The 15,812-nt window shown below is 32.8% G+C and carries 13 protein-coding genes; 11 read left to right on the top strand and 2 right to left on the bottom strand.

Annotated elements, in window-relative coordinates:
• Positions 1 to 481 precede the first annotated feature (481 nt).
• Positions 482 to 1,171: an NrtR DNA-binding winged helix domain-containing protein gene (locus tag J2Y38_RS04550; protein ID WP_053473033.1), complete on the top strand. Its 690-nt coding sequence runs from the start codon at positions 482 to 484 to the stop codon at positions 1,169 to 1,171.
• 393 nt (positions 1,172 to 1,564) lie between these two features.
• Here the strand turns inward: J2Y38_RS04550 and J2Y38_RS04545 are convergent, their stop codons facing one another.
• Positions 1,565 to 2,563 (bottom strand): GntR family transcriptional regulator, encoded by a 999-nt coding sequence (locus J2Y38_RS04545; protein ID WP_309839988.1) that lies wholly within the window; start codon positions 2,561 to 2,563, stop codon positions 1,565 to 1,567.
• A gap of 103 nt (positions 2,564 to 2,666) precedes the next feature.
• Here J2Y38_RS04545 and J2Y38_RS04540 point away from each other — a divergent pair, with 103 nt between their 5' ends.
• The 6 genes from J2Y38_RS04540 to J2Y38_RS04515 all read left to right on the top strand — a co-directional run bounded on the left by J2Y38_RS04540 (position 2,667) and on the right by J2Y38_RS04515 (position 9,719).
• Positions 2,667 to 3,722 (top strand): aldose epimerase family protein, encoded by a 1,056-nt coding sequence (locus J2Y38_RS04540; protein WP_309839986.1) that lies wholly within the window; start codon positions 2,667 to 2,669, stop codon positions 3,720 to 3,722.
• Between the two features lie 17 nt (positions 3,723 to 3,739).
• Positions 3,740 to 4,900 carry a galactokinase gene (gene galK, locus J2Y38_RS04535; protein ID WP_309839984.1) on the top strand — a complete coding sequence of 387 codons (1,161 nt, stop codon included), beginning with the start codon at positions 3,740 to 3,742 and terminating at the stop codon, positions 4,898 to 4,900.
• Between the two features lie 16 nt (positions 4,901 to 4,916).
• Complete coding sequence (locus tag J2Y38_RS04530) at positions 4,917 to 5,978, top strand: UDP-glucose--hexose-1-phosphate uridylyltransferase (protein WP_309839982.1); 1,062 nt, start codon at positions 4,917 to 4,919, stop codon at positions 5,976 to 5,978.
• Between the two features lie 247 nt (positions 5,979 to 6,225).
• On the top strand, positions 6,226 to 7,926 hold the full coding sequence (locus tag J2Y38_RS04525) for a sodium/sugar symporter (protein WP_309839980.1): 1,701 nt from the start codon (positions 6,226 to 6,228) through the stop codon (positions 7,924 to 7,926).
• A gap of 334 nt (positions 7,927 to 8,260) precedes the next feature.
• A complete protein-coding gene (locus J2Y38_RS04520) occupies positions 8,261 to 8,641 on the top strand; it encodes a hypothetical protein (protein WP_309839978.1) in 381 nt (126 codons plus the stop codon).
• A gap of 472 nt (positions 8,642 to 9,113) precedes the next feature.
• A complete protein-coding gene (locus tag J2Y38_RS04515; RefSeq protein WP_309839977.1) occupies positions 9,114 to 9,719 on the top strand; it encodes a hypothetical protein in 606 nt (201 codons plus the stop codon).
• Between the two features lie 19 nt (positions 9,720 to 9,738).
• On the opposite strand, the gene J2Y38_RS04510 is transcribed toward J2Y38_RS04515, so the two are convergent.
• The gene (locus tag J2Y38_RS04510) at positions 9,739 to 10,989 is read right to left on the bottom strand and encodes an NAD(P)/FAD-dependent oxidoreductase (RefSeq protein ID WP_309839975.1); all 1,251 of its coding nucleotides are present in this window, start codon (positions 10,987 to 10,989) and stop codon (positions 9,739 to 9,741) included.
• Between the two features lie 101 nt (positions 10,990 to 11,090).
• Here J2Y38_RS04510 and hutH point away from each other — a divergent pair, with 101 nt between their 5' ends.
• Genes hutH through fabG form a run of 4 tightly spaced genes read left to right on the top strand, consistent with a single transcriptional unit; the run spans position 11,091 to position 15,753 of the window.
• Positions 11,091 to 12,611, top strand: a complete 1,521-nt coding sequence (gene hutH / locus J2Y38_RS04505; protein WP_180857063.1) for a histidine ammonia-lyase — start codon at positions 11,091 to 11,093, stop codon at positions 12,609 to 12,611.
• 26 nt (positions 12,612 to 12,637) lie between these two features.
• The gene (locus J2Y38_RS04500) at positions 12,638 to 13,744 is read left to right on the top strand and encodes a WG repeat-containing protein (RefSeq protein ID WP_309839973.1); all 1,107 of its coding nucleotides are present in this window, start codon (positions 12,638 to 12,640) and stop codon (positions 13,742 to 13,744) included.
• Positions 13,745 to 13,783: 39 nt separating this feature from the next.
• Positions 13,784 to 15,010 (top strand): WG repeat-containing protein, encoded by a 1,227-nt coding sequence (locus J2Y38_RS04495; RefSeq protein ID WP_309839971.1) that lies wholly within the window; start codon positions 13,784 to 13,786, stop codon positions 15,008 to 15,010.
• Between the two features lie 11 nt (positions 15,011 to 15,021).
• Complete coding sequence (gene fabG / locus J2Y38_RS04490; RefSeq protein ID WP_053472934.1) at positions 15,022 to 15,753, top strand: 3-oxoacyl-ACP reductase FabG; 732 nt, start codon at positions 15,022 to 15,024, stop codon at positions 15,751 to 15,753.
• Positions 15,754 to 15,812: the final 59 nt, after the last annotated feature.

Here is a 15,812-nt window from a genome sequence, read left to right as displayed (position 1 = left end):
TTAATATGGCAAAAAAACATCTGAAAAAAAACATATATCGCAAATTAAGTGTATTTGTAACATTTAAAAAATTGCTATATATTTCAAAAAAAGAAACGTTTTTGATGTGTTAATTGTGTAAAAACTACACTTTTAATCAAAAAGCCACTTTTTAATCAAAAAAACGGCCTATAGAAAAAATGCATAAATGAGTTGTTTTTTAATTATTTAAACACCATTTAATTGCTATTTTTGTAAATAAAAACTTATTTAACCGATTGGTGTTTTTAACTTTTTTTCAAAAAACTATCCTGTATTATCCTGTATTATCCTGTTTTTGAATTAAAAAAATCTTAAAAAAGAAAAATGAATGTTATTTTTGTCCAAAAAGTGATTTTTTTAACTCTATTTTTGAAGTGTTATTATTGTAAGTGTGAAATCTACATTAATAAATTATGAAACAATTGAGGAAGTTTATATCTTTACCAATAAAATATTGAATATGCTAAACAGTTATAGCTCTGCCGATAAGGTTTTACTAGCGGTAGATTGTATTATTTTTGGATTCGACAGTGACGGTTTAAAAATACTTTTAATTCAAAGGGACTTTGAACCTGAAAAGGGAAAATGGTCTTTAATTGGGGGGTTTTTAAAACGTGATGAAGTTTTAGACGATGCGGCTATCCGAATTTTAAATACATATACAGGTCTTAACGATATCTACATGGAGCAGTTATATGCTTACAGCGAAATTGATCGTGACCCTGTCGAAAGAACAATTTCGGTTTCGTATTTTGCTTTGATTAATATCGAAAACCATAATGAAGAACTAATTAAAAATTATCACGCTGAATGGTTTCCTATTAACGAAGCACCGCATTTAATTTTTGACCACAATGACATGGTTCAAAATGCGATAAAAAGACTTCGTTATAAAACTTCGATAAAACCAATTGGATTTGAATTGCTTCCGGAAAAATTCACCATGCGTCAGCTTTTAGAATTATACGAAGCGATTTTAAGCAAAGAATTAGATAAGAGAAATTTTATCAGTAAAATAAATTCTCTTGAAATTCTGAATAAACTGGAAGAAAAAGACATGCAGTCGTCCAGAAAAGGATCTTATTTATACACTTTTAATAAAGAGAAGTATGAAGAGAAACTTTTAAACGATTTTGTATTGAATTTATAAAAAGTCTCACGCAGATAAAGCAGATTATAGATATTGCCACAGATTAAAATGATTTTTTTAAATCTGTGTGAATCTTTTTAATCTGTGGCAAAATACTAAAAAAACAAAACCCTGAAATCCACAATTTTCAGGGTTTTTTCTTCAATAAAACTACTATTAAAAAAATAAACAAAATTATTTATTATCTTTTTTAACCTTGTTTTTAGCGGTCATTATGAACACTAACCGCTAAAACAAATTAATAAGTGTAAAATTTACATTTGCAAATGTAAGCAAAATATATCTTCAAAAACAAGAAATTGTTTTTTATTAATTTACTATTAGATTTTTCAAACAAAAAGCTGTTTTACTGTGATATAAACAATCATTTTGCTAAAGTTCTTTGTTGAGTGATTATAAAGAATTTCGCATAATTAAGGATGATTTATTTTCAATTTGTTCCTTCTTTCCTTTAAGAACCATTTCGGCCAGGATTTTTCCCATCGCTTCAAAATGTGTTGAAATAGTGGTGATTCCGTTGGCCGCGATTTTCTTCAACGGTGTTTCATTATAAGATATAATTCCAAAATCAGTTCCGAGTTTTAAGTTTTTATCTCTGGCGTTTTCGATTACGCGAACTAAATCACGATCATTCGGAATTATATATAAATCTCCTTCGGTAATTTCTCTGTTTGTAAATTCGGCAATAACTTCCGATTCAAAATTATATTCGGAACAAAAATCTTCAAAACCCAATTTCATTCCCAGCGGTTCGCGAAAACCAGGAAAAATCAAAATCAGTTTTTTGTATTTACGCAAACGCTCTTTTCCTCTATGTAATCCTTCAAAAATATCTTTTTGGTGATTTTGATAAATGGCCGGATATATTTTCAAATCAGGATTGGTTTGATCCAGTATAATTACGTCACCTACTGGTAGGGTTTTTATCGAGGCAATGATATCTTTTAAATTTGTGGGCATCAAAATGTATTTGGTATAATTGCCGTTACTGTCATTTATGAGCTTTTGAAAAACCTGACTATTGAAATGATGAAAGAAAATATCGACCTGAACATTTTTTCCAATGTTGTTTAAAAACGAGTTATAAATATCTTCTTTAAAAATATTCAGCTCATCAAAAAGCAAAAAAATCTTTTGTTTTATAGTGATTTCAACGCTTTTAACGTAATATCCTTTTCCAGGAATGGCATAAATAATCCCTCTTTTTTTGAGTTCGTCATAGCCCAGCAAAACAGTATCACGCGATAATGAAAACGCCAGACAGACTTTGTTTACTGACGGAAGCCTGTCGCCTTTTACTAATTTTTCTTCTTCAATTGCTTTTTCTATTGAAAGAATTATCTGCTTATATTTTGGCAGACCAATGTTGTTTTGAATCGAAATTATATTCATAGGAAAGGAGAAATTTTGTGCAATATACAAAAACTGGTAGGTACTGGTATGTAAAAGTAAAGAAATGTTTCTATTTTTGAATTTCACTTTTGGCAAAATTTACATGGAAATAAAACATAAATCGCATTTAAAGGAAACTTATGATTCTAAATCCTTTGGTTTCACTCCAGATAATAACGAAATTCTTTCTTTAGAATTATCGAATAAAAATGGTATGAAAGTCGAGATTACAAATTATGGAGCGACTGTGACGTCATTACAAGTTCCTGTTTCTAACGGAAATCTTGTTGATGTGGTTTTAGGTTTTGATTCTGTTTCTTCTTATTTGGAATCTTATTTGCTGCCAAGTGCTCCTTATTTTGGAACAACTGTTGGACGTTATGCGGGAAGAATCAATAAAGGTACTTTTTCATTGAATGGAAAAACATACGAGTTGGCTAAAAACAATAATGAAAATTCCCTTCATGGCGGAAATAATGGTTTTGGAAGAAAAGTATGGAATGTTACCAATCAAACTTTGGGCGAAAATCCTTCGATAACTTTTAGCCTTATAAGTAAAGATTTAGATGAAAATTATCCTGGAGAATTGCACGTTGATTTAACGTATACTTTGACAGAAGAAAATGAATTGAAATTAGATTATAAAGCGGTTTCAACAGAAGATACCATTATAAATTTAACGCACCACAGTTATTTTAATCTCGACGGACACGATGGAAATGTTTTGAATCAGACCGTTTTTATTGATGCTGAAAAAATAGTTGAGACGAACCACGAGAATATTCCAACGGGAAAATTTATTGATCTTACGAATCATGAATTTGATTTTAGAGCTGCGAAAAGCTGTCCGGCTTCGATAGATAATTCTTTTGTGATCGAACCGACAAAGAATGCTGCGGCGGTTTTATCAAGCTCAAAAAATAATTTAAAAATGAGCATTTTTACAGATCAGCCAAGTGTACATATATATGTAGGCGGAAACTGTTTTGATGTTTTAAAAGGAAAAAACGATGTGGTTTACCACAAAACAAGCGGTATTTGTTTTGAAACCCAAAATTTTCCAGACGCTCCAAACCACGCACATTTTCCAAATTCTGTTTTGAAAAAAAGCGAAGAATATAATCAGAAAACGGTTTACAAATTTGAAAATATAAACTAACTACCTATTACAATATAATGAGTGATATTTTAATACAAAATACGACTGCTTTTTTTGAGAAATCATTTGGCTCGAAGCCAGAAAAAGTGGTGCTTTCTCCGGGAAGAATTAATATTATTGGAGAACATATTGATTACAATGACGGTTTTGTTTTACCGGCTGCAATTGATAAAGTGATTTGTTTTGCTTTTGAAAAAAACAAATCAAAAAAATCAAAAGTAATCGCAATTGATTTAAATGAAGAATTTGAAATTGATTTAACCGAAGAAGTAAAACTGAGCGACGTTGTCTGGACGAATTACATTCGCGGTGTTATAAAACAATTACAGGATAACGGATATTCGTTTGAAGGTTTCAACTGTGTTTTTAGCAGTAATATTCCGGTTGGTTCTGGATTGTCTTCTTCTGCCGCTTTAGAATGCGGAACTTTATTCGGAATCAAACAGCTTTTTGATTTAAAAATTGAAAAAGTTGACATAGCATTATTAGGACAAAAAGCAGAACACTGGGTTGGTATTAACTGCGGAATTATGGATCAGTTTTCGAGCGTTCACGGTCTTGAAAATAAAGTTATAAAACTAGATTGCAACACGCTTGATTTTGAATATCACAACGCCGATTTCAAAGATTATTCATTGATTTTAATGGATAGTAATGTAAAACATTCTCTTTTTACATCGGAATATAATACCCGCAGAATTGAGTGTGAGCAAGGTTTAGCGATTATTAAAAGTAATTTTTCTGAAGTAAAAAGTTTCAGGGATTGTTCTGAAGAACAGCTTTTAAGCATTCAGGATAAAATGAGCGAAACGGTTTTTAAAAGAGTTCATTTTGTTGTAAAAGAAATCAACCGGGTTATAAAAGCCTGTGAAGCGCTGGACAAAGGAGATATTGAACTTTTAGGACAATTGCTTTTTGAAACGCATTATGGTTTATCGCAGGAATATGAAGTAAGCTGCGACGAGCTGGACATGCTTGTAGACACTGCAAAAGCAGATGACGCCATTATTGGTTCTCGCGTTATGGGAGGCGGTTTTGGAGGCTGCACTATAAATTTAATTAAAAAAGGACATGAAAATCAGGTAAAAAGTAAGTTTTCAAATCTTTATTTAGATACATTTGGGATTGAATTAAAATTTTATGATGTAAAAATCTCAAACGGAACAACATTACTTTAATACCACACACAACACAATGAAAAATTTTGACATTAACGAAGATCCTCACAGACGTTTTAATCCCTTAATTAATGAATGGGTTTTGGTTTCACCTCATCGTGCAAAACGTCCGTGGCAGGGACAAAATGAAACCATTTCGACAGAATCACTTCCTAAACACGATCCCGAATGCTATTTATGCCCGGGAAATGTTCGTGCAAACGGAGTTAGTAATCCGGCATACAAAAACAACTTTGTTTTCGACAATGATTTTGCTGCTTTAAAACAGGATGAAATTATTTTTGAAGAAGATATTAAGCATACATTTTTTAAGGCAAAACCAGAACAAGGAATTTCGAGAGTGGTTTGTTTTTCTCCAAGACACGATCTTACGCTTCCGGAAATGGAAGTTTCAGACATTGAAAATATTGTAAAAACCTGGCAGAAAGAATATACTGATTTAGGTAATATAAAATACATCAACCACGTTCAGATTTTTGAAAATAAAGGAAGTGTTATGGGCTGCAGCAACCCGCACCCGCACGGGCAGATCTGGGCACAGTCTTCATTGCCAACTCAGGTTGAAAAAACACATAACAGCTTAAAATCGTATTTTGATAAAAACCACAGAACTTTATTAGAAGATTACGTTCAGGCCGAATTAAAAGTAGGAAGCCGTATCGTGATTGAAAACGAATATTTTGTGGCATTAGTTCCGTTTTGGGCAATCTGGCCTTACGAAACAATGATTGTAAGCAAAAGAGCGATTAGCAAAATCACTGATTTTACGGCTGAAGAAGTTTCGGCTTACGCCAAAATTTTAAAGCAGTTAACGATCAAATACGATAATTTATTCAACACTTCATTTCCGTATTCGTCTGGAATTCACCAGGCACCAACAGATGGTTTTGACCATCCGGAATGGCATTTTCACATGCATTTTTATCCGCCGTTGCTTCGTTCTGCAACCGTAAAAAAATTCATGGTTGGTTACGAAATGATGGGGGAATCGCAAAGAGATATTACTCCGGAGAAAAGTGCCGAAATTTTAAGACAACAAGCTGAAGTGCATTATAAAAATGCAGTAAAAATTGACTAAATTTTACGCCAATAACCAATAATTTGAAAATTTAACAGAATTATTTGTTTATAAATGTAAATAACACATTTAAAGTGATTGTTTTTTAAGTTTTTATTTTAAATTTGGCTTTCGTTTTTGTTTTGACAAAAAAATAACAAAATAAAAACACATATTTCAGTTTTAAACACATTAAACCACATAAATATTAATTTCAGTTTTTAACTTAAACAATCACCTATACTAATTATCTAAAATACTATTAACAATGAAGTCAAACCTCGCACTCGCAGATTATGCGGTTTTTATTATTTATTTTATCGTAGTATCTGTCTACGGTTACACCGTTTATCGCAAACGTAAACAAGACGAGCACGATGCTAAAGCTTATTTTCTTGCCGAAGGAAATTTAACCTGGTGGGCAATTGGAGCTTCGTTAATTGCATCAAACATTTCAGCAGAACAATTCATCGGGATGAGTGGTGAAGGTTTCTTTTTAGGAATCGCTGTTGCTGCTTATGAATGGCTTGCTGCTATTGCCTTAATTATTGTAGCCGTTTGGTTCATTCCGGTGTATCTTAAAAATAAGATATATACTATGCCTCAATTCTTAAAAACACGTTATAACGAATCGACTGCGTTGATTATGGCTGTTTTCTGGTTGTTTTTATATGTATTTGTAAATTTAACTTCTATTCTATACTTAGGGGCAGTTGCCATTGACGGTCTTGCTGGTGGAGGATATCTTCACATTATTATGATTGGTCTGGCTGTGTTTGCCTTATTTATTTCTCTTGGAGGAATGAAGGTTGTGGCTTATACAGATGTTATTCAGGTAGCGGTTTTAATCATTGGGGGTTTAGTAACTTCATACATTGCGCTTACAACTGTTGGGAGTGCTTTTGGAGTTGGAGAAAATGCAATTGCAGGTTTTAAAGTTTTAATGAGAGAAGCTCCTGAACATTTCAAAATGATTATACCAAGACCAACCGCAACTTCATCTCAACTTGAAATCAATAAATATTTAACTTTCCCAGGTTTGATGTCTTACCTTGCAGGTATCTGGATCATCAACTTAAACTATTGGGGATGTAACCAATACATTACACAAAGAGCTCTTGGTGCAGATTTACAAACGGCTCGTACCGGAATTTTATTTGCCGGAATGTTAAAATTATTAATGCCTTTAATTGTAATGCTTCCTGGAATCGCAGCTTTTGTTTTGTACAAAGACGGTCATTTACCACAATTAGTTGGAGGAAAAGATGGAGCTTATTCGGCTGTGTTAACGTTTCTTCCAACGGGCCTTAAAGGACTTTCTGTTGCGGCATTAACTGCTGCAATTGTAGCTTCATTAGCTGGAAAAGTAAACAGTATCTCTACTATTTATACTTTAGATGTTCATAAAAAATACATTCAAAAACAAGCTGGCGAAAAACAACAGGTAAATATTGGTAGAATTGCTGTTTTTGCTGCTATGCTTTTGGCTGTTTTATTTACATGGAATGACCTTCTTGGAATTGGAGGAGAAGGTGGATTCACATTCATTCAAAAATATACTGGTTTCATTAGCCCTGGAGTTTTCGCTATGTTCTTCCTTGGTATGTTCTGGAAAAGAACTACTGGAACTGCCGCTATTGTTGGGGTAATTTTAGGATTTCTTTTATCTGTATTATTCAACGAATATGCTCCGGCTTTATTTGGAAACGAAACTTTACTATATACCGCATGGCCAACTGGAAAAGTTATAGGCGGTGTTCCTGTGTACGAAATTCCTTTCCACATCTGTATGGGATTATCATTCTTCTTTACAATGTTAGCCATGATTGGAATCAGTTTTGCTGGACCAAAAGTAAATCCAAAAGCGTTTGAAATAGACTCTGAAATGTTTAAAGTAAAACCACAAACAACAGTTTTAATTGTAATTACATTACTGATTATCGTAGCATTGTACGTTAAATTCTGGTAATTTTTTAATAAGTAATTTTGAAGTGAAAAGGGATCCTGTATGGGATCCCTTTTTTTATTTTTGCTTCTGGTCAAATTAAAATTTTATGGAATCTAATTTGTTTTATTGCGTTTTCTTTGCCTTGTTTTCATTTGGATCCTATAAATTTCACAAGTATTGGCTTAAAAATAGTAAAAATGAATTCTATGTAAAAGAAGGGCATCGTTTAGATAAAATTAAACATTGGGGAATTATTTTAGTTTCTGCCTTTTGTTCCGTAATTTGTTTTTTAAAATTTGTTTTTGGATTAAGTTAAATAAGAACCACTATTACAAAAAAGAAAAATTTGCTCTCTATGATAAAAAAAGAAAACGTACTTAAACTTCTGGTTTTCGTAACTTTAGTAACTGCAATGGGTTTTTGGGCAAATTATCTTTCAGGAAATGAAGCTTTTTATAAAAGAGCACTTGAGAATCGTAAAGAAGAATCATATTCAGGCATTGTGATTGAAAAATATATTGATTCATCGCAACATTGTACGCCAATGCTTAAATTTACAAGTAGTTCAAGCAATGCTGTAGTAGATAGTTTTTGGTATGAAGTAGAAGTTGGAGACTCAATAGTAAAAGTTAAAGGTCAGTCCAGTATTTATTTGTATAAAAACAATCAGCTCAAACAAGTATTTGATTATGAAGTATATTATCAAAATTTAATGACACGAAAGTCAAAACATTAATACAAAATAGAAATAGTCATAAAGCTCTTTATTCCGGAGAAAACATGAAGAATATTTTTTTTAAAATTATCCACACAATTCTCCTAATCCTGGGGATAATTGCAATATGCTTTAGTACCTATTTATGGATCGGAAGTGAGGAAAAAAACATTCAATTAAAAAATGATTCATTATTCCTGCTATTTCTTAACCGTTTTATTCTTAATTCTATAGTTATATTCCTGTTTTTAATTACCGCTATTTTGATAAGCAGAATTCTTGGCAAAAAAATGCGTTTAGGATTATCTTTAAAACAAGTTATTAAATTTGAAGCATTACTATTCTTCTCTGTTTCAATTATTTTAATTTTAGTCAAAATCTTTCCGTTATAAGTAAAAGTAGATTTTATCGACAATTTTATTTTAACAAGAAAAATGTTTGTATAAACATTTTAATTACTTTTAGCCCAGTAATTAACCAAAATAAATAAAAAATGAAAAAACTAATTTTTGCTTTATTTATTATTTCCGGAACCGCTTTTGCTCAGGACATGGAAGTAGTAAAAGGAAACTTTGATTTCTTAAAAGATCAAAAAGAAATCAATACCATATTTGATTATAGCAGCTTCACTATGATGAAAGAAAAAAAATCTGAAGCGCAATACATTAAAGAACACAAAGCCGATTTAGACGAAAAAGCAAAAGGAAACGGAAACCTTTGGGAAAAAAGATGGGCTGTTGCAAAAGATCAAATCTGGACTCCTAAGTTTTTAGAAATAGGAAACATTGTATTATCTAAAGCTGGAAAAGATGTAAATTTTCAGGAAGGATTAAATACTCCTTATACTTTAATTGTACAAACGGTATGGATTTATCCGGGCTGGGATGCAGGAATTATGAAACAGCCTGCAAAGGTTACTACAAATCTTAAATTTGTTGAAACAGCAAACAAATCAAATGTGTTATTAGAAATTACAAGCGAAGAAGCTCCCGGAGATCAATGGGGAAGTAATTTTAGCAATGAAACAAGAATTGGAGAAGGATTCGCCAAAACTGCAAAATCGTTATCTAAGCTTTTATTGAAAAAAGCATTCAAATAAAACCAAAAAAAAGCCCTGATTATTCAGGGCTTTGTTCTTTTTGCATATTCAGTAAATACGCCATATTTGCTATAACGTGATCATGTTTCTTGACAAACGAATTCTCTTCGTTCCAAACATAACCTGCCAACACAGAACATATTTTTTCTTTTACTTCAGGATTTTCCGGCTGATGGAAAAATAAAGTCTGAAGGTTTCCAGTATACCATTCCTGCACATAAGTCGTGAATACCGAAATTCCGCGTTTCATATATTGTGTAAACTCCACTTCCCAGTCAACAGGAATTCCCTGCGATTCTTTTAAGTATAATTTTGCTGCCAGCATTCCAGATTCTGTTGCAAAAGCTACTCCAGACGAAAAAACAGGATCAAGAAATTCAGAACTGTTTCCTGTTAAAGCAAAACCGTCTCCATACATTCTTTTTACTGCTCTCGAATAATTCTCCAGTTTTACAGGTTCAAATAAGAATTCTGTTCCTTTAAATCTTTGGATATAATAATCTGATAGCTGAATGGCGTTTTTCAAGGCCTCCGCATTATCTTTATTTTCAGAAAGCGAATTAATAAAATCTGTTGGGCCAACAACACCTAAGCTAGTATTTCCGTTAGAAAACGGAATTACCCAAAGCCATACTTCAGTTTCTAAAATATCAAATGAAATCTGCGTTCCTTCCTCACCTTCTGGTCTGTTAATATCTTTTACGTGTGTAAAAATCGAAGAATGCGGATCTAATTTCGAAGGCGTATCTAAATCTAAAAGTCTTGGCAAAACACGTCCATATCCGCTGGAATCGACGATAAATTTAGCATGAATCTCTTTTAAATTTCCTTCTTTATCTTTTACAATTGTTTTTGAATTTTTTCCTTCAAAAGAAACTTCTAAAACTTCCGTTTCAAATTCAAGGTCAACACCTTTACGAACTACTTCCTGTGCCATTGTGTTGTCAAAATCAGCTCTTGGAATCTGCCAGGTCCAATCCCAGCCTTCTCCAAATTTTTTACTGAAATCAAAAACACAAATCTCTTCACCTCTAATAAAACGGGCTCCAAGTTTCTTTTCAAAGTTCATTGAATTAAGAGCATCAAACAATTCTGCCTCAGCAAAATGATCCATTACTCTCGGAATTAAGCTTTCGCCCACAACAAGTCTCGGAAACTTCTGTTTCTCAACAACTTTCACCTTAACATTGTTTTTATGAAGATACGATGCCGATACGCATCCAGATGGTCCGGCGCCTATTACTAAAACATCTACAAACTCCTTTGTCATAATAAAAATATTATCAATTATTAACCTACATTTGCCATCATCAAAATAACTACATTTATTTTGATAAATAAAATTAAATTAGCACAACCAAAAACGAGTTAATGAATACAATTAATGAATATTTAAGTTTAGCAGAGTTTGAAGCCATAATCTTTGGAAATCAAAAAGTTACAATTAGCGATGTAGTTCTAAACCGAGTAAACGAAAGCTTCAATTTCTTAAAAGAATTCTCTGGAAATAAAGTAATTTACGGCGTAAACACAGGCTTTGGCCCAATGGCGCAATACAGAATTAAAGAGTCTGATCAAATTCAGCTTCAATATAATTTAATCCGCAGCCACTCTTCAGGAACAGGAAAACCATTAAATGCAGCTTGTGCAAAAGCAGCAATATTGGCTCGATTAAATACACTTTCATTAGGAAATTCTGGTGTACATCCGTCAGTAATTCATTTAATGTCTGAACTTATTAATAGAGATATTACACCTTTAATATTTGAACACGGCGGCGTTGGTGCCAGCGGTGACTTAGTGCAGTTATCACATTTAGCTTTAGTTTTAATTGGCGAAGGTGAAGTTTTTTATAAAGGCGAAAGAAGACCAACTCCTGAAGTTTTCGAAATTGAAGGTTTAAAACCAATTCAGGTAGAAATTAGAGAAGGTCTGGCATTAATCAACGGAACTTCTGTAATGACAGGAATTGGCGTTGTAAATGTATATCACGCTAAAAAATTATTAGACTGGTCATTAAAATCTTCTTGCGCCATAAACGAATTGGTTCAGGCTTATGATGATCATTTCTCTGCAGAATTAAACCAAACAAAACGTCATAAAGGACAACAGGAAATTGCGGCTAAAATGCGTCAGAATCTTTCAGACAGTACTTTAATCCGTAAAAGGGAAGACCATTTATATTCTGGTGAAAATACCGAAGAAATCTTCAAAGAAAAAGTTCAGGAATATTATTCATTAAGATGTGTTCCTCAAATTTTGGGGCCGGTTTTAGAAACGATTAATAATGTAGCTTCTATTCTTGAAGACGAATTTAACTCGGCAAACGACAACCCAATTATCGACGTAAAAAATCAACACGTTTATCACGGAGGAAATTTCCACGGAGATTATATTTCGCTGGAAATGGATAAACTAAAAATTGTTATTACAAAATTAACGATGCTTGCAGAACGTCAGTTGAATTATTTATTAAATTCAAAAATCAACGAATTACTGCCTCCATTTGTAAATTTAGGAACATTAGGATTTAATTTCGGAATGCAGGGAGTTCAGTTTACAGCAACTTCAACAACTGCCGAAAGTCAGATGCTTTCAAATCCAATGTACGTTCATAGTATTCCAAATAACAATGACAATCAGGACATTGTAAGTATGGGAACAAATGCTGCGGTAATTACATCAAAAGTAATCGAAAATGCTTTTGAAGTATTGGCAATCGAAATGATTACTATCGTTCAGGCAATTGATTATTTAGGACAAAAAGATAAAATTTCATCGGTTACCAAAAAATGGTACGATGATGTTAGAAATATAATTCCAACATTTAAGGAAGATCAGGTAATGTATCCATTTGTTCAAAATGTAAAAGATTATTTGATTAACAATTAATTGGACATGAATCATATTTTAAAAACATGAAGAAAATATTTTTTTTATCTCTAATAGCTTTTCAATTCGTTAATGCCCAAGAACTGGCTTTAGTTAAAAAAGACGGTAAATTTGGTCTTATTACAAAAGAAGGAACTTTTGCCGTTGAACCAAAATTTGACAGTGCAAGAGATTTTTCTGATGGATTAGCAGCTGTTAAACAAAATGGAAAATGGGGATATGTCGATAGAAAAGGAACTTTTGTAATTCCTGCAACTTTTGACAATGCAAGGGATTTCAACAGCGGAATTGCGACTATAGAAAAAAAAGCAGTTTGGTATTACATCAACAAACAAGGCGAAATATTAAAAGGCAATCCGGAATCTGATAAATTATTTGATTTTCATTACGGAGCAGCTTTTTTTAGACAAGCCGACAAAGTGGGGATTATCAATAATAAATTTGAAATTGTTCTGGCTCCAAAATATGATGTGATCAGAGCTTTTTATAATGGTTATGCAAAAGCTGCCGTAAATGATAAATGGGGAATTGTTGACCCATCTGGAAAAGAGGTTGTTGAAGCCATTTATGACGAAGTTGGAGATTACTACAACAACACAACCTGGGCAAAAAAAGGAAAAGATTATGGACTGGTTCATAACGGACAGTTTATTAAAATAGACGATGTAAGTGAATTTGGCGCTTTTGGAACGCAGGATTTAATTGCTGCGAAAAAAGGAGCAAAATGGGGATTTGTAAATTTTGAAGGACAATGGGTTCTTAAACCACTATTTGACAAAACAAAACCATTCTCTAATAATTTAGCACCTGTTCGCATTCGAGAAAAATGGGGTTATACTAATCTAGAAGGAATATGTGTGGTACAACCTATGTTTTATGATGCAGAGCCTTTTAGCGACGGACTTGCTGCTGTAAACAAAGGATACGGCTGGGGATTTATTAATGAAAGCGGAATAGTAGTTATTCCGGCAGATTATGAAATTTCAGCAGCATTTGGAAGCTATATGCGTGAAGAAAAAGGATTCATCGGCGGATTAGCAAGAGTAAAACGCAATGGTAAATGGGGTTTTCTTAAACCAGATGGAAAGCTTTTGATTGAATGGTTTCAGAATGCTGAACTCTTTCAGGAATAAAAAAGCATTTTTATATTATTAATATTGAATCTTAAAATCATGAAAAAAACACTTATTTTTTTGTTGCTAAGTTGCATTCAATTTGTTAATAGTCAAGAACTGGCATTAGTTAAAAAGAATTCAAAAATTGGATATATTTCCAAAGACGGATCCTTTAAAATTGAACCTCAATATAAATCTGCCAAAAGTTTTTCTGAAGGTTTAGCCGCTGTCGAAGACAATGGAAAATGGGGTTTTATTGACACCAAAGGAAGCTGGGTAATTCCGGCATCTTTTAATAATGCTAAAGATTTTAACAGCGGAATCGCAGTAGTACAAAAAGATAAGGACTGGGTTTATATTAATACAAAAGGTGAAATTTTAAAAGCGCCTGCTACCGAAAAAATATTCGATTTTAATAACGGCGTTGCTTTTATAAGACAAGGAAACAAAGTTGGATTAATCAATTCAAAACTTGCCGTGGTTTTAGAACCAAAATACGACCAGATCAAACCTTTTGAAAATGGTTATGCAAGAGTGGAACTAAATAAAAACTGGGGAATTATAAATACTTCCGGAAAAGAATTAGTTGAACCGGCTTACGCAGAAATTGGAAACTATTTTAAAGGCACAACCTGGGCAAGAAAAGATAAAACTTTTGGATTGGTAAGCAACGGAAAATTTATTCCGGTTGATGGTGCCGAAAAAATATGGGATTTTGAAACTCAGGATTTAACATATGCCAAAAAGAACGGAAAGATTGGTTTTATTGATTTAAACGGAAATTGGGTAATCCTGCCTATATATGACAAAGGAAAAGCATTCTCAAAAAATTTAGCTCCGGTTTTAGTTGGAAAAAAATGGGGTTATATCAATTTAAAAGGAACATTTGTAATAGAACCAACGTACAGCGATGCAGAGGTTTTCAGCACAAATGGTTTAGCTCCTGTAAAAGAAAGCAACTGGGGATTTATTAATGAAAGCGGAAAACTAGTAATTCCAACGCAATACGGAATTACTTCAAACGGATTCGTTATTGCACTTTTTGTACAGCAGGATAAAGGTTTTATTGATGGTCTTGCAAGAGTAAAAAATGAAGGAAAATGGGGATTTTTAAGACCTGACGGAACTGTATTAGGAAACCAATGGTTTGAAAATGCTGAATTGTTTTCACAAACAGCAGAAAGAGAAAAAAAGGAAACAAGTGTAGCTGCTGAAAGTCCAAAAGCTGAAACAAAAACAACAGCAAAACCGGCAAGCAAACCAGCAACTAAGAAAAAAAAATAAAATCTACATAAATGAAATGTGTATTAGTAACAGGCGGTTCAAGAGGAATTGGTAGTGCTATTTGTAAAAAATTAGCCGTTGAATCTAATTATCATATTCTGATCAATTATCATTCAAACAAAACCGCTGCCGAAGAAACACTTCAGGAAATACAAAAATTAGGCGCAACCGGAGAAATTTTAGGTTTTGATGTTGCCAATTTTGAACAAGTACAAACTGTTTTAACACAATGGCAGGAATCAAATCCTGAAGCTATTGTAGAAGCCATTGTAAACAATGCCGGAATTACAAAAGATGGTCTTTTTATGTGGATGACTCCAGAAGACTGGAACGGGGTTGTAAACACAAGTTTAAACGGATTTTTTAATGTGACGCAGTTTTTTATTCAAAAAATGCTTCGCAATAAATACGGCCGAATTGTAAATATGGTTTCTGTTTCCGGAGTAAAAGGAACCGCAGGACAAACCAATTATTCGGCTGCAAAAGGTGCAATTGTTGCCGCAACAAAAGCATTGGCACAAGAAGTTGCAAAACGTAATATAACGGTAAACGCTGTTGCACCGGGTTTTATTAGAACAGATATGACAAGTGCGCTTGATGAAAAAGAATTATTAAAGCTGATTCCTGTAAATCGTTTTGGCGAAGCCGAAGAAGTTGCAGATTTGGTAAGCTTTTTGATTTCAAAAAAATCGAGCTATATTACCGGCGAGATTATTAATATAAACGGAGGAATATATTCTTAAAATACTATGTTTGCATAATAAATAGATTAAAAAAATTGTGCCTTTGTTTAAAAATTACA

The organism is Flavobacterium sp. 2755 (assembly GCF_031455715.1).
Classification (GTDB): Bacteria; Bacteroidota; Bacteroidia; order Flavobacteriales; family Flavobacteriaceae; genus Flavobacterium.
This window is presented reverse-complemented; position numbering and strand designations above follow the sequence as displayed.

Coding starts and splice junctions, on each gene's coding strand:
- J2Y38_RS04550 (WP_053473033.1), top strand. CDS start 482: ATGCTAAACAGTTATAGCTCTGCCGATAAGGTTTTACTAGCGGTAGAT.
- J2Y38_RS04545 (WP_309839988.1), bottom strand. CDS start 2,563: ATGAATATAATTTCGATTCAAAACAACATTGGTCTGCCAAAATATAAG.
- J2Y38_RS04540 (WP_309839986.1), top strand. CDS start 2,667: ATGGAAATAAAACATAAATCGCATTTAAAGGAAACTTATGATTCTAAA.
- galK (WP_309839984.1), top strand. CDS start 3,740: ATGAGTGATATTTTAATACAAAATACGACTGCTTTTTTTGAGAAATCA.
- J2Y38_RS04530 (WP_309839982.1), top strand. CDS start 4,917: ATGAAAAATTTTGACATTAACGAAGATCCTCACAGACGTTTTAATCCC.
- J2Y38_RS04525 (WP_309839980.1), top strand. CDS start 6,226: ATGAAGTCAAACCTCGCACTCGCAGATTATGCGGTTTTTATTATTTAT.
- J2Y38_RS04520 (WP_309839978.1), top strand. CDS start 8,261: ATGATAAAAAAAGAAAACGTACTTAAACTTCTGGTTTTCGTAACTTTA.
- J2Y38_RS04515 (WP_309839977.1), top strand. CDS start 9,114: ATGAAAAAACTAATTTTTGCTTTATTTATTATTTCCGGAACCGCTTTT.
- J2Y38_RS04510 (WP_309839975.1), bottom strand. CDS start 10,989: ATGACAAAGGAGTTTGTAGATGTTTTAGTAATAGGCGCCGGACCATCT.
- hutH (WP_180857063.1), top strand. CDS start 11,091: ATGAATACAATTAATGAATATTTAAGTTTAGCAGAGTTTGAAGCCATA.
- J2Y38_RS04500 (WP_309839973.1), top strand. CDS start 12,638: ATGAAGAAAATATTTTTTTTATCTCTAATAGCTTTTCAATTCGTTAAT.
- J2Y38_RS04495 (WP_309839971.1), top strand. CDS start 13,784: ATGAAAAAAACACTTATTTTTTTGTTGCTAAGTTGCATTCAATTTGTT.
- fabG (WP_053472934.1), top strand. CDS start 15,022: ATGAAATGTGTATTAGTAACAGGCGGTTCAAGAGGAATTGGTAGTGCT.